Origin of the sequence: Polaribacter sp. Asnod1-A03, assembly GCF_045063585.1 — a bacterium.
GTDB lineage: Bacteria > Bacteroidota > Bacteroidia > Flavobacteriales > Flavobacteriaceae > Polaribacter.
Map to the genome: position 1 here is coordinate 1,159,176 of NZ_JBEFOE010000009.1, position 18,777 is coordinate 1,177,952.

An 18,777-nucleotide genomic window follows, 5' to 3' on the forward strand; every position below is an offset into this window, starting at 1 on the left:
CATTTTTTTCTTAAAACTTTAGAAACTTCGTTTTATATGAAGTCTAAATTCTATTTTAATTTCCTAAATTTAGATTTTAAACAAAATCTTTATTTCATTAAAATCGATTATGAAAAAAATATATTCACTTATCGTTCTTGCTATTTTACTTTTTTCAAATGCAATTGCAGCTCAAGACACTTATATAAGAAATACTTCTGCAGATGTACTTAATTATGTGTTTAACCTTACTTTAAATGATGTTGATAATGAAATAATTGGAGAAACTTTGGTTACAGTAGATTTTAAGGAAGAAATCACCACTTTTTCTTTAGATTTAATTAGCAAATCTGAAATTTATGGTATGGAAGTTACTAATGTTTTTGAAGGTGATAAAAAGGCGAATTATACATATAATGATGATAAAATTAGAATTACCCCTACAATAGATGATTCTAAAACTAAAACTTACAAAATACAATATCATGGTATTGCAGAAAAAGGATTGGTTATCGATAAAACTAAATTTGGACAACGTTCTTTTTTTGGTGATAACTGGCCTAATTTGGCTAGAAATTGGTTGCCTTGTGTAGATCATCCATATGATAAAGCTACTATAGAATTTGCCATTACTGCGCCAGAAAAATATGATGTTGTTGCTACAGGAAAAAAAATAGAAGAAAGCAATTTAGGAAAAGGTTTAAAACTTACAAGGTATAAAGAAACGGCACCAGTAGCTACAAAAGTAGTTACCATTGGCGTTACCAAGTTTGCGAGTAAACTTTTAGGCATGGTTAACGAAATACCTGTAACTGCTTGGGTGTATCCAGAAAATAGATTAGATGGTTTTTCTGATTATGCTGTTGCCACCAATGTTTTAAATTATTATATAAAAAATATTGGTCCTTATTCTTATTCTAAATTAGCAAATGTACAAGCTAAAACACAATGGGGAGGTTTAGAAAACGCCGGAACAATTACTTATTTTGAAAATTCCGTAAGCGGAAAAAATAAAGTAGAAGGCTTAATTGCTCATGAAATTGCGCATCAATGGTTTGGTAATTCTGCTACAGAAAATAGCTGGAACCATGTTTGGTTAAGTGAAGGTTTTGCTACGTATTTTACAATTTTGTATCAAGAAGAAATGTACGGAAATGAAAAACGAAAAGAAGAATTAGCCATTGATAAAAAACAGATTATAGAATATTATCAAAAAAATCCTTCTCCGATTGTAGACAACTCTATCAAAGACCCTAAAAAAGTTTTAAGTACAAATACGTATCAAAAAGGTGGTTGGTTTCTTAATATGCTAAGACATAAAATTGGTGATGAAACTTTTTGGAACGGGATTCGTGCTTATTATAAAAAATATAGAAACTCAAATGCAATGACTGCCGATTTTCAAAAAGAAATGGAAATAGTTTCTAATCAAAATTTAGAAGCCTTTTTTAATCAATGGTTATTTGTAAAAGGGTATCCGGAATTAAAATGGGATTGGAAATATAAAAAAGGGAGTATTATCATCAACATAAAACAAGTTCAGAGTCATTATACCTTTAATTTTCCTTTAGAAATTGGTATAAAAAATGGCGATGACACCAAGATAAAAACGATACAAATAGATACTAAATCTAAAACCTTGAAAATTGCAGTAGATTCTAAACCAGAAGATGTAATTTTAGATCCAGATTTTTGGTTATTATTTGACGAAAAGAATTAATCATTTCATCAAAAAAAATTATCAAACTGATAAATAGAACTTATTATCACAAAAATGGAATTAAAGTTAGCAGTATCTAAAAATGAATTAAAACAGATTTTAGATTTACAAAATGCCAATCATTATGATAATGTATCTGATGATTTAAAAAAAGCAGACGGATTTGTAACTGTAAAGCATGATTTAGAGTTATTAACAACAATGAATAATGAAGCTAAACATATTATTGCTGTAGATAATGATAAAGTAATTGGTTATGCTTTAACAATGCTGAAAGAATACAAAAATCTAATTCCTGTTTTGGTGCCTATGTTTACAGTTTTTGAGAGTATTGAATATGAAAACTTTAAGCTAAAAGATTTAAATTATTATGTAATGGGGCAAGTTTGTGTTGCTGATACACACAGAGGAAAAGGAATTTTTAAAGCTCTATATCAAAAACATAAAGAAGTTTATGCTTCTAAATTTGATTTATTACTAACCGAAGTTTCTTCTAGCAATTTTAGATCTATGAGAGCGCATGAAAAAGTTGGTTTTAAAATCATAAATACTTTTAAGGATGAAACGGATGAATGGAATATCTTATCTTGGAATTGGGAGTAAAAAAATACCCTTTACAATTAAGTAAAGGGTATTCATCCAACTAAAAAACTAACCTAACCAAACTAAATTTTAAAAAGTATAAGTTATGGTTGCTTTTGCAAAAAACGGTGTACCTGGTGTAAAATGAATTTCTTCAACAGAATCTGTTTCATTTTGCAATCTACTTTCTGTTGCAAATTGAGTTTCATTCCAATCTACATCAAAAATATTTTCTAATGCAATACCAAAAGTTAAATCGTTATTAATATTATAATTGATGTTAAAATCACTTACAAAATATCCTTCTGCAGTAATAGAATCATCTTCGTTTGCTGGTCTATCAGCCAAGTAACGATAACGTAATCCTCCCGAAAATTTTCCTAAATCGCTAAAAGACAAACCACCTGCCATTGTAAAACTTGGCGCTAACGGAATGTAATCTTCTCCTTCTTCTGCTTCTAAGCTTCTTGCATGTGTAAGTGTTGCATCTGTATCAAAATAAATTTGATCTGATATTTGATAACGAATCCCTAAATCTAATCCGTAACGTTCAGATTCTCCTGATGGTTCTACAATACCAGCATCACCAACATATACAAATTCTTCTTCGGAAAATAAATACCAAGCTGCAGTGTTTAACACTAAATTCTTAGTAGGTTTCCAAATATTTCCAAAATCTGCTCCGTAAGCTCTTGGTAAAACCTTATCTGCATTTTCTTGTAATACAACTCTTGCATCATTAGAATGAAAACCAATTCCTGATTTTAAAAACCATTGTAAATGATCATTTTGTGTGTATAAAAAGTTCAACTTAGGATTTACAATTGCCTTTGTTTTACTCAACGTTTCATAAGTTGTACTTAAAGCATCATTATATAAAAATTTAAAATAATCTAAACGAACAGACGGCGCTATTTTAAATTTTCCTATTTCAAATTCTGAATTAAAAAACGCATATAAATTACTTTGTTTTACATCTCCTAATTGTATATTATTAAGCAATTCGCTTCTATTTTTTGTGTGTGACAATTCGTTATCAGAAATTAAATCGTAACGTAAACCAACACCTTTTGTAAATTTAGCTTCTACGTTTCCATACTCTTTAGTACTAATAATTTTTGCATTCATACCGTAGATACTTCTATCTTCAAATTGTTTAATTTGATCTCCGTTTATAGCATCGTCTAAGAAGAAAGTAAAGTTAGAATACAGTTCAAAATCATATTTAGAATAAAATGTATTTGCCTCTAAAATTGAACCATTATCTAATGTTTTTTGTAACTGAGCGTTTAAATTACTTCTAGAAGTAAAACCACCTTCTGTATCATCAATAGAACCAAAACGACCTATCAATCCACTTTCTACTGCTCTAACAGGTATTTGACCAGATGCATCCCAAGAACTTGTAAAATGAGAAGCTGTTAATGTTAATTTATCTTTTCCATTAATAAACGTATTATATTTTCCAAAAAGATTTAGTCTGTTAAAGTTTTGAGGAGAATCATAAGGTCCATCAAACTCTATATACTCAACAGCAACATAAGCATCGTTGTTTTTAGAGTTTTCTAACAAGTTAAACATACCAACGGTTCTTAAAGAATTAAAATCTCCATAGCCAACAGAAATTAAACTCTTATCAATAGCTGTTTTAGTAGAAAAATTTACATAACCTGCTGTATTAAAATCTCCTTGATCTGCATAATATGGTCCTTTACCAAAATCTATTTGTTTAATTGTTTCTGGTATTACAAAATGTAAATCAGAATATCCTTGTCCGTGTGCATGAGAAACCATGTTTATTGGCATACCATCTACAGAAAGAGCAATATCTGTACCGTGATCGATATCAAAACCTCTTAAAAATATTTGTTCTGCTTTTCCTCCACCAGCATGTTGCCCAATGAATAAACCAGGAACTTTCCTTAAAATTTCTTGCGAATTATTAACAGGATTTACTTGTAAATCAATATTTGCTAAAGTTTGTAAAGCATTTATTTCTTGACGCAAAACCAATTCTTCTAATTGAAAAACTTTTGATGTTAAGTTTATTATTACTCCGTTTTTTAAATCTTGTTCTGTAACCTTTATTGTTTTTTTACCAAAACCTAAAATACTTATTATTAATGTATTATTTACAGATGTTTTTTCAAGAATAAAACTCCCTGTTTCATTTGTATGTGTGTGCACATTAGAGGTTTGATTAATAATGTAAACGTTTTCTAACGGTTCATTTAGTGGGTTTAAAACAATCCCTTTTAGTTCTTGGCCAAAACTGTTTAAACAGACTGCAAAAATAAATAGTAATAAAAATTTGTACTTCATTTTATATTTTTTTGGCGAATTTATATATTTTTTATGTTAATTTCTGTTAAAGGCCCTAATTCATATATAGCTCCTAATAATTCAGTTTTTAACAGTTTAGCTTCCTCTATTTTTCCGTTAGCTTTTAAGATAGTTGCAGTATGTAATAATGCTTCTGGCTCAAAAGTTTTATCAACTACATGGCTTCTAGAAATTTCTAAGGCTTTTTTTGCATTTCCGTTTTTAAAGTAAGACCATGCTAATAAATCATACGATTGTGCTGTTGGTCTTGCTTCTACTTCTTGTTCGGCAATTTCTAATGCCTTTAAAGAGTTTGCTGCACCTTCTGAAAATAATAAAACATTATATTTAGCATACATTGCTCCATATTTCTTGTTGGCTACTTTTGTTAAATACAGTTCTGTTTGGTTTTCTTTTTCAGCAATATCTCCCATAAAATCTGCAATTTCAGCCATTAATAAATGATAATCTGGTGCAGCATTTTCTTTAGTAACTGTTTCTAAAATTCTTAATGCTTCTTCTGCATTTCTCTCATAAGAATACACAATCCAAGCAATACCTTTTTTAGCATAACTATTATTAGGATTAATTTCTAATGCTTTTAAGTATGAATTGTAAGAATCTTTAATTCTACCTGCATGTCCGTAATAATCTGCTAAATTTGTATAATTCCATTGCAATAAACTTTCTTTTTTAGATGATTTAGCTATTGACAAAGCATTTTCTAGATAATGAATAGCATTATCTAAATTACCGATATGGTCATTATATTTAGATAAACGTATTAAATAATCAAAATCTTTTAAGTTCTTAACTTCAGATAAGTATTGTTCTGCTTTAGTAAGATTTCCTAATTCTAAATATACATCTATCAACATATATTTAGTTTGTAATAAGTTTTCTCCATTTTTCTCTGCCTTTAATAATAAATTTAAAGCTTCTTTAAAACGGTGTTGAGAAATGTAGTTTCTTGATAAACTTCTTAAATACCCAGCATTGTTAAAATTTGTTCTACTATTGGCTATTAATAAGTTTTTTTCTGCTTTTTTTAATGCGTCAATATTACCTGTTAATTTAAATATTTGAGAATTAGCACTTGCTATTTTCGAATAATATGGATATTGATTTGGTGTTAATGCTAATTTTTGATTCCAAAAATTAAATTCTTCTTTTGCTGACTTTAAAGATCTATTATTAGATATATTTAAAAAAGTAGCATATTCTTTTGGGTTGGTTATTTGTGTTTCTTTTTTTTGATTGCAACTTGTTGCAAGAGAAAAGGCGACAATCAATAAAATTAGTTGGATGTATTTCATGATATGTTGATTTTAGTTTATTAGTTAGTTAAATAAACTGACGCAATTCCCTCAAATTACGTCAGTTTCAAAGACAAATCCTCTTACCAAGGAGTTGCTAAATAAGGAAAAGAAGTTAAAAACTCTTTATCATTTGCATCTACATTATCATTTGATAAAGTTGGATTTTCTGTAAAATCTTCACCTCCAAAAATCAATAATAACTCTACAGTAATAACATCATCTGCCAACGCTCTACCTGTTAATACATTGGTACCATCATAAAAAGTAGTTGTACCATCTAAAGAAACATTTAAAACATCTGTAGCTAATAAACCTGTAAATGTTGCAGCATCTAAACCTAACGCATTTGCATCTCCTTCATTTGCATAAGCAGGACTTAAACCTGTTAAATTAGTCTCGAACATAGATTGAAACGATGCATTTTGCTCTGACGGTATTGTAGAATTAAAAGCATCTTTACTGTCTGATGATACAAAAACAGTATTTACAGCAGGTCTACCCATTTGATCTTTTTGCACATATGTTCCAGAGAAATCAGGAGTTATTTCTATCTCCATACCATCATCATCATTATTACAACTAATTACTAAAAGTGAAAATGTTAGAATTGCTAAATATTTTATATTGTTAAATTTCATAATATTGTGTTTTTAGTTTGATTAAAAATTATTGTTTTGTTTTTGCTTCTACCCAAGTGTTAATTGTACCTGTACCGCCAATCATAGATTTTGGCACTTCTACTACAATAGAAAGTACGTTTGTACCAGCAAAAGTATCTGAACCTGGACTATTAAATGAAGTTGCGTTACCTGCAATAATTTCTCCGTATTGAGCAAAGTCCATAAAGAAAGGATCATCTCTTGGACCTGCAAAAAATTTCATTCCGTTATTACTTGACGTAATTGCAGAAGATCCGTAAGCTGTTATATCAACTTCTGATGTTGTTGCCATTTCATTAATTGTACTATTTAACCCTGTTGACGATGGACTGTAAGGACCAAAGAAATACATTTTACCATCTCTTGGTGTAGCTTGTATTACTAAATCTTCTACAGCATCACCATCTGTATCAATATTAAATTCTACCATAACATTTTCGTCAAAAGATGCTGTTGCAGATGCTGTAGGGCTTAAAAGACCTTGCACATTGGCTACAAAAGCAATATTGTCTGTATCTTCTCCTTGAAAAGCATAGAAGTCTGTAATGTCTGCAGTTGTACCCTGTGCGGCAGGAGCATCAATATGATCTGCTGCAATTGTTACTAAACCGATAATTGCAACACATAAAGTTGCTACTAAAATTTTTGTTTTTTTCATTGTGTGAGTTTTTAAGTTAATTTTAAATTGAATCTCACACATACTTACGAGGTAATTGTAAGTACGGTTTTAAAAAAGTTTGTTTTTTTTTAGAAAAAAACAAAACCCCTTGTAAACAAAGGGAAAATTGAAGTAAAATATTTTAATATTTTTTTAAAAAAAGTAAATTTGAATAGCTTAATCAAGATTATTTTAAAGATAAATACTCAAAAGCGTCTATCAAAAATCAATCTTTACACTTTAATTTTTAAACCATCATATGCTAAGAAAACATTTTCTGGTAATTCTTTAGAAACTTCTTTATGAAACCCTAACATATGGCTAATATGTGTTAAATACGCTTTTTTAGGTTTTAGTTCTTCTATTAAATCTAACGCTTCTTTTAAATTAAAATGTGTTGGATGTTCATCTATTCTTAATGCATTTACAACCAAAACATCTAAATTTTGTAATTTCTGTTTTTCTTCATCAGAAATATATTTGGCATCCGTTAAATAAGCAAAATCATTAAATCTGTAGGCAGCAATTGGTAATTTACCATGGTAAACTTCCATTGGTAAAACCTTTAAACCATCAACTACAAAAGACTCTTTATCAATAACAAAGGGTGTAACGCTAGGCGCACCAGGATATCTATTTTCTTTACTAAAAATATAATCAAACCTTTTTTCTAAATTAAGTAGCGTACGTTTGGTTGCATAAATAGGCATATCTCCTATTTGATAACAAAAAGCACGTAAATCATCTAAACCACCTATATGGTCTGCATGCTCGTGTGTAAAAAAAACACCATTTAAAGACTGTACATTTTCTCTTAACATTTGCTGTCTAAAATCTAAACCACAATCTATAGTATAAGAAACATTATCCCAAGAAATTAAAATAGAAGATCTTAAACGATTATCCTTTATATCTTTAGACAAACAAACAGGATGATTATTTGCTATCATAGGAATTCCTTGTGAGGTTCCTGTTCCTAAAAAAGTAATACGAAGTTGTTTTTTATTAATTTCCATTTCAACAAAAATAACATAAAAATTGACTGGTTCCTGTCTATTTTAGTACATTTGTTTTAAACGATAAAATAGTACCATATGGCAATTTCTTTAAAAGGCGATCAAGAAATTAGTAGTGTACCAACTACTAAAAGCAAAGCATTAAGAATTAATTTAAACAGAGATATTTACGGAACTTTTGCAGAAATTGGAGCAGGCCAAGAAACTGCTCGTAACTTTTTTAGATCTGGGGCGGCTTCAGGTACTATTGCAAAAGCAATGAGCGCATATGATAAAGATTTTTCTGATGCTATTTATGGCATGGAAGAAGATAAACGTTACGTTACGCAACCTCGATTAAAAAAAATGCTAGGTCACGAAATCGATTTAATGGAAGATCGTTTAAGTAGAGTTAAACACCCAGATAAATTATTTTTCTCTTATGCAAACACTGTAACAACCATAGATTTTGCTAAACAATTTAAAGGACACGGTTGGGTTGGTATACGTTTTCAACTAGATCCTTTAGAAGGTTATAACGAAATAATTTTACACTTGCGTTTTAAAGAAACAGATGCTCGTTTACAGCAAGAAACTTTAGGTGTTTTAGGTGTAAATTTAATTTATGGAGCTTTTTATTTAAATGATAATCCTAAAGATTTAGTAAAATCTTTTTACGATAATTTAGGTAATGACCATTTAGAGATTGATATGATTAATTTTGCTGGACCACGTTTTATGTATGTAGACAACCGTTTAATGAGTTTACAATTACTAAAATATGGTATGACAAATGCCGTTATGTTTGGTCCTGACGGAAACAACCTTTTACCTGCACAAGTACTTTACAAAAAAAACATTTTAGCTTTACGTGGTAGTTTTAGACCTGTTACTAAAGTTAATATGGATATGTATGAAAAATCTAAAAAACTATTTTTAGCAGAAAATAAAGTTGTAGAGAGTAAAACACAAGTTATTTTTGAAATTACATTAAGTAACTTAACATCCGAAGGTAAAATTAACGAAAGAGATTTCTTAGATAGAGCAGAATTACTGTGCTCTTTAGGTCAAAATGTAATGATTACCAGCTTTCAACAATACTTTAAACTAGTTGAGTACTTTAGTGAATTTACTAAAGAAAGAATGGGATTAACTATGGGTGGTCAAAACCTTATAGAACTTTTTGAAGAAAAATATTATAGAAATTTAAGTGGAGGAATCTTAGAAGCTTTTGGTAAATTATTTTATAGAGATTTAAAAGTGTATATGTATCCTTACCATGATACTAATTCTGATGAATATATATCTGTAGAGAATTTAAAAGTGCATCCGAGAATGAAAGAATTATACAAATTCTTTAGAAACAACGGTAAACTTGTAAATATTGATGATTTTGACAAAGAAATATTAGATATTTTTTCTCGTACTGTTTTAAAAATGATTTTACATGGAGAAGAAGGTTGGGAAGAAATGCTACCAGAAGGGATTGCAGAAATCATTAAACAAAAAAGACTTTTTGGATATTCTAGATCTAGAATAAAAAAATAATTTTAAACCTTTTTCTATTCTTATAGTCATAAATATAATAAAACTAAAAGTTGAATAAGGACGAAACTCTTTTAATACAACAATTAAAAAATGTTAATACCAAAGAAAAAGCATTTAGAGAACTTATAACTCTCTATAAAGAACGCTTGTATTGGCATATTCGTAAAATTGTAATTTCTCATGACGATGCAGATGATGTTTTACAAAATACGTTTATTAAAATTTTTAGAAACATTGATAAATTTAACCAAGAAAGTAAGTTATATTCTTGGATGTATAGAATTGCAACCAATGAATCTATAACGTTTATTAATAAAAGGGCAAAACAAAGAAATGTAGATATAGAAGATTATCAACAAGAATTAACCTCTTCTTTAAATAGTGATGACTTTTTTACTGGAGATGAAATTCAGATAGTTTTACAAAAAGCAATAGCTACATTGCCACAAAAACAACAATTAGTTTTTAATATGAAATATTTTGATGAATTAAAGTATGATGAAATTTCATCTATCTTAGAAACATCTGTTGGTGCCTTAAAAGCATCTTATTATCATGCAGTTAAGAAAATAGAAAACTATATAAAATTAAAAACAAATTAAACCTTTTTACAAAAGTAAGGTCTAATGAGTATCATGGAAAATAAAATAAAAAATAGCGAAGAGTATTTAAACTCAATATTAGGTAAGAAAAGCGGTTTTTCTGTCCCTAAGAACTATTTTGACTCTATTGAAGATATTATCGACATTAGAATAGCAGAAGAAAACTTATCAAAAGAAAATGGTTTTAATGTACCTGATGCTTATTTTAAAAATTTAGAAGATAATATTTTAGCTAAAGTTACAGTAACAACAGAAAAAGAAACAAAAGTAGTTTCTTTAAAAACTAAATTATTTAAAATTATCCCTTTTGCTGCTGCGGCTTCTATTATTTTATTTATCGGTTTAAACTCTTTTATTTTTAATCAAACAGAAGAATTAAATTTAGATTCTCTTTCTGAAAACGATATAGAAAACTGGTTAGATTTTAACCCTATGAATACAAATGATATTGCTCTTGTTTTACAAGAAGATATTCTAAATGAAAACGATTTTTCTTTTTCTTCAATAGAAGATGAAACTATAGAAGATTATATAACCTCTATAGATAACTCTTCTTTATTTGATGAATTAGGTGAAAACTAAAATTATGAAAAAAATATTAACTTTTACACTTATTCTATTTCTTTGCGGTTTTTCTGTAAACGCACAAGATGCAAAAGATGGTAGAGAAAAAATTAAAGCTCTTAAAATTGCTTATTTAACAGAGCAGTTAAATTTAACTTCTAGCGAAGCTCAAAAATTTTGGCCAATTTATAATAGTAATGATGAGAAACAACACTCTTTAAGGTCTAAAATAAGAACAGAAATGAGGAAAGCTTTTAAAGAAAAAACTTCTATTTCTGAAAATGAAGCTGAAAAAATAATTAAAATAAAACTTGATACTGATAAGCAAATTTACGAATGTCAGAGTAAATTTATTTCAGATATAAAAGAGATAATTTCTTACAAAAAAATCATTCAACTACAAATTGCAGAAATGGAGTTTGGTCGAAAATTGATGAATAAGTATAAAAAAGGAAATTCTAATAAAAAATAACTTTATAAAAAAAAGGGAAGCCAAATGGCTTCCCTTTTTTTTAGTTAATTAATGTCATACAAGAGTATAATTCTGGCTTATTTGCTGTAAATTGTTTTAACCAAATTGTTAGCTCATCTCTTTCATAAGGTAACAATCTACTTAATGCTTTCTCTACTTCTTTATAAAACAAATCAGAATTGAAACTCACTTTTTGTAGTACAGTTTTAGTGTACTCAAACATTGCTCTAGCCATTGTAATTTAGTATTATATTATTTTAATAACGTAAACTATATCGTTTTAGTATAGCTAACCAAATTTAATAAAAAAGACCATCATTTTTTTAATGATGGTCTTAAATTTTCTTTAAAAATCTGTTAAGATTATAAACTATTAATTTTTTCTACTAAACCTTTAGCTTTATCTTCTAATTCTTGATTAATTGATTTAAAGTGGGCTTTTTTGTTCTCTACTTTACTATCATTTACTTTAGAAATTAAACTATCAAACGTTTCAATAGCTTCATCAATAATTTCCTCACCTTTTTCTGGTGCGTTTTTTAAAGCTGATACATCTAAAGCATACTCAATAACATCACCTAAAACGTAATTAATATCTTTTTTTAAGTTTTTAATACTTGCCATAACTTATTATAAATTTTAATGGTGCAAATTTAGGTGTTTTTATCTAATTGCTTCTTAAATTCTTCAAAAAATAAACCAATATGATAACCATCTACCAAAGCATGGTTTACAGCAATAGCTACAGGCATTTTAATTATATTATTTTCTGTAAAAGTTTTACCAAAAGAAAATTTAGGAACACTCTCATTTTTAACACCAGAATTTGGCTCTTTTTGGCTTGTAAAAGAAAGCCAAGGTAAAGCAGAGCAATAAATACAATCATCAGAATTTATAGGTGGAAATAAATCTGTAGAATTTAAAATGCGTTCTTTTTCATTCAAAAAATTTTGATTGAACTCATTTATATCTTCAGAAAAGTAGATAAAAGAAAAACCAAAAGTATGGTCTTTTCTTGCAATGGTTGCAGATGCATGTATTACATCGCATATAGCAATTTTATCGTCTTTTATTCTATATTTAAAATTTTCTATAGTATTTAATGCTTTTAAACAAGCGTGTAAATACAGCACAAAAAAAGAATATTTTGATGTTTTACTTTCATTGTACAGTTTGGTAACATCTACATTTACAGTAAGGGCAAAATAAGGATCTTCTAAATTTTTAAAATGATTAAAATGTTGCTTTCTATTCCAGTTTTCAATATCTAAATACTTCATATCAAGGAAACTAATTCTGTAATATTAGTAAGTGTTTTGTAAGCAACATCAGATTTTTGATTGTCATTTACTTCTTCGTGTGCCCAAGTTGTATGAAAAGGAACATGTATAGCGCTTGCACCAATTTCTATTAAAGGTAAAATATCTGATTTTAAAGAATTACCAATCATCAAAAATTCTGATGGTTTAATATCTAAATGGTTGATTAATTTTTGATAATCTTTCACTTTTTTATCACTCATAACTTCTATGTGATGAAAATATTTTAACAAGTTCGATTTTTCTAATTTACGTTCTTGGTCTAATAAATCTCCTTTTGTAGCAACAATTAACTTATATTTTCCTTGTAATTTTTCTAAAACTGTTTCAATTCCGTCCAATAATTCAATTGGTTTTTCTAACATCTCTTTACCAATGTTTAAAATACTTTCAATTGTCTTTTGCGAAACTTGATAATTAGACAATTCTAAAGCACTTTCTACCATAGACAATACAAAACCTTTAATCCCGTAACCATAAAGAGGTAAATTATCTATTTCCTTTTTAAAAAGTTCTTGATCAATTTTATTTTCAGTTTCGTATTTGGCTAATAATTTTGCAAATTGATGTTCTGCATCTCTAAAATAAGTTTCATTTACCCATAAAGTATCATCTGCATCAAAAGCAATTACTTTAATGTTTTTACTTATTTTATCCATATTTATTATTTTAAAAATTCTATTGCTTTTTCTAAATCTTCTGGCGTATCAATACCAACAGCTTCTACATCTGTTTCTACCATTTTTATTTTTTTACCAATTTCTTGATATCTAATTGCTTCAATTTTTTCTGCTGCTTCTAAAGGCGTCATTGGTGTATTATAAAAATCGATTAACGCCTGTTTTCTAAACGCATAAACACCTTTATGTTTATAGTACTTTAAATCAACACTTTTATCTCTGTGATACGGAATTACACTTCTAGAAAAGTAAATTGCCATATTATTAACATCGGTAATTACTTTTACATTATTCGGGTTTTCGATATCTTCTTTATCTTTAATTTCTACTTTAAGAGAAGCTAAATCGACTTCTTTATTAGTATCTTTTTTAAAAACCGCTACTAATTTAGACAAAGAAGCTGTGTCTATAAAAGGTTCATCACCTTGTACATTTATTACAACATCTACATCCATATTTTCTACAGCTTCGGCAATTCTATCAGAACCACATTCGTGCTCTTTTTTACTCATTATTGCCTTTCCTCCTACATTTTCTATTGTTTTAAAAATTACATCAGAATCTGTAACAATAAAAACATCATCAAATAAATTGGTTTTTAAAGCCGCTTCATAAGTTCTTAAAATAACAGGTTTTCCTGCTAAATCTTTCATTAATTTACCAGGAAAACGAGAAGCACTATAACGTGCAGGAATCATTGCAATGATTTTCATTTATTGATTTTTAATTTTGTATCAAAGATAATATTTAAATGGATAGCGTTAATAAGCACAGTACACTACTTGTAACTTTGTAGTGAACCAAAAAAATATTTATTATGAGAAGTTTACTTTGGCTTGTAGCCGTTATTTGTATTATAGTTTGGATATTAGGATTTTTCGGATTTGTTGCTGGAATAGCATTAGGAAGTTTAATTCACATTCTACTAGTAATAGCAATCGTATCAATACTTTACAACATTATTAGTGGTAGAAAACCTTTATAAAATAAAATAAAAGCTCAGAAATTCTGAGCTTTTATTTTATATAAACTTCTAGTAATTCTGATTTTTCTTCAGAAATTATTGTGATGTCTTTTATACAAGCAGGAACCAAAATAGTTTCTCCTGTTTTTAATTTTTCTGTTTGATTTTCATATTTGAACTCAACACTACCTTCTACACACATGTAGATTACAAAACTATCTTTATCATTATGGTTGATAGATAATTCTCCTTCTATAGGTAAAACGTTCGTTGTAAAATAAGGACAAGAAACAATTTCTGATGATGTATTTTGTTCTTTAGAATACACGCTTTTGTAAGATTCCTGTGCAGAATAGTCGATAGCATCAATTGCTTCTTCTGTGTGTAATTCTCTGTATGTTCCGTCTGGATTTGGTCTGTCCCAGTCGTAAATTCTATAGGTAATATCAGAAGTTTGTTGTATTTCTGCTAACATTACTCCTGCTCCGATGGCATGTACTCTACCTGTTGGAATAAAATAAACATCTCCTTTACTTACTTCATCCACATTTAAAATATCTAACAAAGATTTGTTTTCTAAATGCTCTAAATATTCTGTAGATGTAACTTCTTTTTGAAAACCAACAATTAAGTTTGCTTTTTCATCAGCTTGCATTACGTACCACATTTCTGTTTTACCAAAAGAATCATGACGTTCTTTTGCCAAATCATCATGCGGATGTAGTTGTATACTCAAAGCTTCTTTTGCATCAATAAACTTTATTAAAAGCGGGAATTTTTCACCAAAATGATTGTAAATTTTTTCTCCCATTAATTCTGCTTTGTATTCAGAAATTAATTCTTTTAAATCTTTACCTTTTAAACCTCCATTAGAAACTACAGAAGTATCTCCTTTTACGTCAGAAAGTTCCCAACTTTCACCAATGTCAGTTCTATCAGAATCTTTATTTAATACTTTTATTAGTTTTTCTCCTCCCCAAATTTTATCTTTAAGAATAGGTGTAAATTTTAATAGTTGTTTCATTTTATTTTTTTAAGGTTTTAATCTCCAGAATAAGTTACAAAATTTCTAGGAGTTTCATATAATTTTATAGACAAATCTAAGTTTTCTATAATTTTTTTTCTAAGTTTATTATAAATAATAATAGAAATATTTTCTGCTGTAGGATTTAAATTCTTAAATTCCTCTACTTCTACATTCAAATTTTTATGATCAAAAGCATCTTCAATTTCAGTTCTAATCAGCCTTCTTAAAATAGCCAAATCCATTACAAAACCAGTTTCTTTATCAACTTCTCCTGTTACAGAAACTTCTAGTTCATAATTATGTCCGTGATAATTAGGGTTGCTACATTTACCAAAAACTTCAAAGTTTTTTTCATCAGACCATTCTTTTTTATACAACCTATGAGCGGCATTAAAATGGGCTTTTCTATGAACGGTTACTCTAGGCATTTGTTAGTTTTTCAAAAGATTTATCAAAAATAATTTTAAACCACTCTGTATATTCTTGCGGATTATTTTCCATATCAGTCTTTACGTCTTCTAAAGTCATCCACTTAAAGTCTTCTACTTCTTCTTTATTTATTACTGGGCTATCATCATAATAACCTATCATAACATGGTCTAACTCATGCTCTGTTAACCCATTATCAAAAGGTGCTTTATAAATAAAAGAAAAAACTTCTTTTATCTCTGTTACAAACCCCATTTCTTCTTGTAATCTTCTTTTACCTGCTTCTAAATTAGTTTCTCCATCTCTTTGATGAGAACAGCAAGTATTTGTCCATAATAATGGTGAATGATATTTATGTGCTGCTCTTTGTTGCAGCATTAACTCGCCTTTTTTATTAAAAACAAAAACCGAGAATGCTCTGTGTAAAAGAGCTTTTTCGTGTGCTTCCATTTTTGGCATTAATCCAATAGCATTATCCTTCTCGTCAACTAAAACAACTTGTTCTTCCATAAAAGCAAAAATAATAAAATAGAATTCTAATAAAACATAAAATAAATACAAAACAATAAGACTTATCAATTCTTTTATTTTGATACTTTATATTTGTGTTATAAAAACTAAATTCTTTATGAAATTTTTTAAACTTTTCTACTTTCTAATCTTTATTTCTATCTTTTATCAATGTAAAGAGGAAAAAAAAGTTGAAATTCCTAAAAAGGAAATTAAAAAAGAAAAAAAAGTTATAAAACGTTGGGATAGTTTAAACAGCAAGAATGTTGAAGCTTTTTTTACAGAATACGAGAAGAAAAACAAAGAAACTAAAGTTGTTATTAAAACTAAATTTGGTGATATTAAATTGCGTTTATATGATGATACACCTATTCACAGAGCTAATTTTATTTTTCTAACCAAAATTAAATATTTTAATACAACAGAGTTTTATAGAGTTGCTAAAAACTTTGTTATCCAAGGAGGTAATTCTGATGAAACCTATACAAAACAACAAAGAAGACTATATGGAAATTATTTAATAAAACCAGAGTTTAGAAAAAACAGAACGCATAAATACGGAGCTTTAGCTGCTACTAGGTATTGGGAAGATAATCCTAACAAATTATCAAATCCTTTTGAGTTTTATATTGTACATAATAGAAAAGGAGCCCATCATTTAGATAATGAGCATACCGTTTTTGGAGAAGTAATTTCTGGTTTTGATACTATGGATAAAATTTCTAAAGTAAAAGTTGGGGTTGATGAATGGCCTACGAACGATATACATATGACTGTTGAAATTTTAGATTGATAATTCTCTTAGTAAAACCTATCTTTGCACCTCAAATTTTGTAGATGAGTTTTTTAAAAGAAATAGAACGTAGAAGAACATTTGGTATTATATCGCATCCAGATGCTGGTAAAACCACTTTAACAGAAAAATTGTTACTTTTTGGTGGTGCAATACAAGAAGCTGGAGCCGTAAAAAATAATAAAATTAAAAAAGGTGCAACTTCCGATTTTATGGAAATTGAACGTCAAAGAGGTATTTCTGTTGCTACTTCTGTTTTAGCATTTATTTATCAAGATAAAAAAATAAACATTTTAGATACGCCTGGTCACAAAGATTTTGCAGAAGATACTTTTAGAACTTTAACTGCTGTAGATAGTGTTATTGTGGTAATTGATGTTGCAAAAGGTGTTGAGCCACAAACGGAGAAATTAGTAGAAGTTTGTAGAATGCGAAACATACCAATGTTGGTTTTTATCAACAAGTTGGATAGAGAAGGTAAAGATGCTTTTGATTTGTTAGACGAAGTTGAACAAAAATTAGGTTTAACAGTAACTCCGATGAGTTTCCCTATTGGTATGGGATACGATTTTAAAGGAATTTATAATATTTGGGAAAAGAAATTAAATCTTTTTTCTGGTGATAATAAAACTTCAATTTCTGAAGGTGTAGAGTTTGATGACCTTTCTAATCCTGAATTAGATAAAATTGTTGGTGAAACTGCTGCAGAAACTTTACGTGAAGAAATAGAATTGATTGATGAAGTATATCCTGCTTTTAATCAAGAAGAATATTTAAAAGGACAATTACAACCCGTATTTTTTGGTTCTGCTTTAAACAATTTTGGAGTAAAAGAATTGTTAGATGCTTTTATAGAAATTGCTCCTTCTCCTCAACCTAAAAAGGCAGAAGAACGTTTAGTAGATTCTAAAGAAAATAAACTAACAGGTTTTGTATTTAAAATCCATGCAAATATGGATCCTAAACACAGAGATCGTTTAGCTTTTATAAAAATTGTATCGGGTACTTTTAAAAGAAATGCACCTTATTTACATGTTCGTAATGGTAAAAAGGTAAAATTCTCTAGCCCAAATGCATTCTTTGCTGAGAAAAAAGAAATTGTAGATGAATCTTTTCCTGGTGATATTGTAGGTATACATGATACCGGAAACTTTAAAATTGGTGATACTTTAACAGAGGGAGAACAATTAAACTTTAAAGGAATACCAAGTTTTTCTCCAGAACATTTCCGTTACGTAAACAACGCAGACCCAATGAAATCTAAACAATTATATAAAGGTTTAGATCAACTAATGGATGAAGGTGTTGCGCAATTATTTACCTTAGATATGAATGGTCGTAGAGTTATTGGTACAGTTGGTGCTTTACAATATGAAGTTATACAATATCGTTTAGAACATGAATATGGAGCAAAATGTACTTATGAAAACTTACAAGTACACAAAGCATGTTGGGTAGAACCAAAAGATGTTAAAAACGAAGAATTCAAAGAATTTAAACGTGTAAAACAACGTTATTTAGCAAAAGACAAACAAGGTCAATTAGTCTTTTTAGCGGATTCGGCTTTTACAATTCAAATGACACAAAGTAAATATCCTACTGTAAAATTACATTTTACGAGTGAATTTAAATAAA

General features: G+C 28.4%; 22 protein-coding genes. 9 read left to right on the forward strand and 13 right to left on the reverse strand.

What is annotated here, in order from left to right; translation table 11 throughout:
• Nucleotides 1-109: 109 nt before the first annotated feature.
• Both ACJJVY_RS05600 and ACJJVY_RS05605 read left to right on the forward strand, forming a co-directional pair.
• Nucleotides 110-1,699, forward strand: coding sequence for a M1 family metallopeptidase (locus tag ACJJVY_RS05600; protein ID WP_405606023.1), 1,590 nt, complete (start codon nucleotides 110-112; stop codon nucleotides 1,697-1,699).
• Nucleotides 1,700-1,753: 54 nt separating this feature from the next.
• Entirely contained in the window at nucleotides 1,754-2,302 is a 549-nt protein-coding gene (locus ACJJVY_RS05605; protein WP_405606024.1) for a GNAT family N-acetyltransferase, read from the forward strand.
• A 69-nt stretch (nucleotides 2,303-2,371) separates the two neighbouring features.
• Here the strand turns inward: ACJJVY_RS05605 and ACJJVY_RS05610 are convergent, their stop codons facing one another.
• The 5 genes from ACJJVY_RS05610 to ACJJVY_RS05630 form a co-directional block, all read right to left on the reverse strand.
• On the reverse strand, nucleotides 2,372-4,603 hold the full coding sequence (locus tag ACJJVY_RS05610; protein WP_405606025.1) for a TonB-dependent receptor: 2,232 nt from the start codon (nucleotides 4,601-4,603) through the stop codon (nucleotides 2,372-2,374).
• A 20-nt stretch (nucleotides 4,604-4,623) separates the two neighbouring features.
• Nucleotides 4,624-5,919 carry a tetratricopeptide repeat protein gene (locus tag ACJJVY_RS05615; protein WP_405606026.1) on the reverse strand — a complete coding sequence of 432 codons (1,296 nt, stop codon included), beginning with the start codon at nucleotides 5,917-5,919 and terminating at the stop codon, nucleotides 4,624-4,626.
• A gap of 83 nt (nucleotides 5,920-6,002) precedes the next feature.
• Complete coding sequence (locus ACJJVY_RS05620) at nucleotides 6,003-6,560, reverse strand: DUF4331 family protein (RefSeq protein WP_405606027.1); 558 nt, start codon at nucleotides 6,558-6,560, stop codon at nucleotides 6,003-6,005.
• 28 nt (nucleotides 6,561-6,588) lie between these two features.
• A complete protein-coding gene (locus ACJJVY_RS05625) occupies nucleotides 6,589-7,239 on the reverse strand; it encodes a DUF4331 family protein (RefSeq protein WP_405606028.1) in 651 nt (216 codons plus the stop codon).
• Nucleotides 7,240-7,472: 233 nt separating this feature from the next.
• Nucleotides 7,473-8,255, reverse strand: a complete 783-nt coding sequence (locus tag ACJJVY_RS05630; RefSeq protein ID WP_405606029.1) for an MBL fold metallo-hydrolase — start codon at nucleotides 8,253-8,255, stop codon at nucleotides 7,473-7,475.
• A 78-nt stretch (nucleotides 8,256-8,333) separates the two neighbouring features.
• On the opposite strand from ACJJVY_RS05630, the gene ACJJVY_RS05635 reads away from it, so the two are divergent.
• The 4 genes from ACJJVY_RS05635 to ACJJVY_RS05650 are packed head-to-tail and all read left to right on the forward strand — an operon-like array spanning nucleotide 8,334 to nucleotide 11,420.
• The gene (locus tag ACJJVY_RS05635; RefSeq protein ID WP_405606030.1) at nucleotides 8,334-9,782 is read left to right on the forward strand and encodes a TonB-dependent receptor; all 1,449 of its coding nucleotides are present in this window, start codon (nucleotides 8,334-8,336) and stop codon (nucleotides 9,780-9,782) included.
• Nucleotides 9,783-9,832: 50 nt separating this feature from the next.
• The gene (locus ACJJVY_RS05640; RefSeq protein ID WP_405606031.1) at nucleotides 9,833-10,384 is read left to right on the forward strand and encodes an RNA polymerase sigma factor; all 552 of its coding nucleotides are present in this window, start codon (nucleotides 9,833-9,835) and stop codon (nucleotides 10,382-10,384) included.
• A gap of 33 nt (nucleotides 10,385-10,417) precedes the next feature.
• Nucleotides 10,418-10,966, forward strand: a complete 549-nt coding sequence (locus ACJJVY_RS05645) for a hypothetical protein (protein WP_405606032.1) — start codon at nucleotides 10,418-10,420, stop codon at nucleotides 10,964-10,966.
• A 4-nt stretch (nucleotides 10,967-10,970) separates the two neighbouring features.
• Nucleotides 10,971-11,420 (forward strand): sensor of ECF-type sigma factor, encoded by a 450-nt coding sequence (locus tag ACJJVY_RS05650; protein WP_405606033.1) that lies wholly within the window; start codon nucleotides 10,971-10,973, stop codon nucleotides 11,418-11,420.
• Nucleotides 11,421-11,460: 40 nt separating this feature from the next.
• Here ACJJVY_RS05650 and ACJJVY_RS05655 read toward each other — a convergent pair whose 3' ends face one another.
• The 5 genes from ACJJVY_RS05655 to kdsB all read right to left on the reverse strand — a co-directional run bounded on the left by ACJJVY_RS05655 (nucleotide 11,461) and on the right by kdsB (nucleotide 14,132).
• Nucleotides 11,461-11,655, reverse strand: coding sequence for a hypothetical protein (locus ACJJVY_RS05655; protein ID WP_405606034.1), 195 nt, complete (start codon nucleotides 11,653-11,655; stop codon nucleotides 11,461-11,463).
• Between the two features lie 128 nt (nucleotides 11,656-11,783).
• The gene (locus tag ACJJVY_RS05660) at nucleotides 11,784-12,044 is read right to left on the reverse strand and encodes a hypothetical protein (RefSeq protein ID WP_405606035.1); all 261 of its coding nucleotides are present in this window, start codon (nucleotides 12,042-12,044) and stop codon (nucleotides 11,784-11,786) included.
• Between the two features lie 29 nt (nucleotides 12,045-12,073).
• Nucleotides 12,074-12,700: a CatA-like O-acetyltransferase gene (locus ACJJVY_RS05665; RefSeq protein ID WP_405606036.1), complete on the reverse strand. Its 627-nt coding sequence runs from the start codon at nucleotides 12,698-12,700 to the stop codon at nucleotides 12,074-12,076.
• Nucleotides 12,697-13,398, reverse strand: a complete 702-nt coding sequence (locus tag ACJJVY_RS05670) for an HAD family hydrolase (protein ID WP_405606037.1) — start codon at nucleotides 13,396-13,398, stop codon at nucleotides 12,697-12,699. Before ACJJVY_RS05670 ends, ACJJVY_RS05665 begins: the two co-directional genes overlap by 4 nt.
• 5 nt (nucleotides 13,399-13,403) lie before the next feature.
• Nucleotides 13,404-14,132: a 3-deoxy-manno-octulosonate cytidylyltransferase gene (gene kdsB / locus ACJJVY_RS05675; RefSeq protein WP_405606038.1), complete on the reverse strand. Its 729-nt coding sequence runs from the start codon at nucleotides 14,130-14,132 to the stop codon at nucleotides 13,404-13,406.
• 104 nt (nucleotides 14,133-14,236) lie between these two features.
• On the opposite strand from kdsB, the gene ACJJVY_RS05680 reads away from it, so the two are divergent.
• Nucleotides 14,237-14,404: a lmo0937 family membrane protein gene (locus ACJJVY_RS05680; protein WP_405606039.1), complete on the forward strand. Its 168-nt coding sequence runs from the start codon at nucleotides 14,237-14,239 to the stop codon at nucleotides 14,402-14,404.
• A 31-nt stretch (nucleotides 14,405-14,435) separates the two neighbouring features.
• Here ACJJVY_RS05680 and ACJJVY_RS05685 read toward each other — a convergent pair whose 3' ends face one another.
• Genes ACJJVY_RS05685 through idi form a run of 3 tightly spaced genes read right to left on the reverse strand, consistent with a single transcriptional unit; the run spans nucleotide 14,436 to nucleotide 16,349 of the window.
• On the reverse strand, nucleotides 14,436-15,407 hold the full coding sequence (locus ACJJVY_RS05685; RefSeq protein WP_405606040.1) for a type I phosphomannose isomerase catalytic subunit: 972 nt from the start codon (nucleotides 15,405-15,407) through the stop codon (nucleotides 14,436-14,438).
• Between the two features lie 17 nt (nucleotides 15,408-15,424).
• Entirely contained in the window at nucleotides 15,425-15,838 is a 414-nt protein-coding gene (locus tag ACJJVY_RS05690) for a 6-pyruvoyl trahydropterin synthase family protein (protein WP_405606041.1), read from the reverse strand.
• A complete protein-coding gene (idi, locus tag ACJJVY_RS05695; protein ID WP_405611596.1) occupies nucleotides 15,831-16,349 on the reverse strand; it encodes an isopentenyl-diphosphate Delta-isomerase in 519 nt (172 codons plus the stop codon). Before idi ends, ACJJVY_RS05690 begins: the two co-directional genes overlap by 8 nt.
• 118 nt (nucleotides 16,350-16,467) lie before the next feature.
• Here idi and ACJJVY_RS05700 point away from each other — a divergent pair, with 118 nt between their 5' ends.
• Both ACJJVY_RS05700 and ACJJVY_RS05705 read left to right on the forward strand, forming a co-directional pair.
• Nucleotides 16,468-17,142 carry a peptidylprolyl isomerase gene (locus ACJJVY_RS05700; protein ID WP_405606042.1) on the forward strand — a complete coding sequence of 225 codons (675 nt, stop codon included), beginning with the start codon at nucleotides 16,468-16,470 and terminating at the stop codon, nucleotides 17,140-17,142.
• Between the two features lie 44 nt (nucleotides 17,143-17,186).
• A complete protein-coding gene (locus tag ACJJVY_RS05705) occupies nucleotides 17,187-18,776 on the forward strand; it encodes a peptide chain release factor 3 (protein WP_405606043.1) in 1,590 nt (529 codons plus the stop codon).
• Nucleotide 18,777 lies beyond the last annotated feature (1 nt).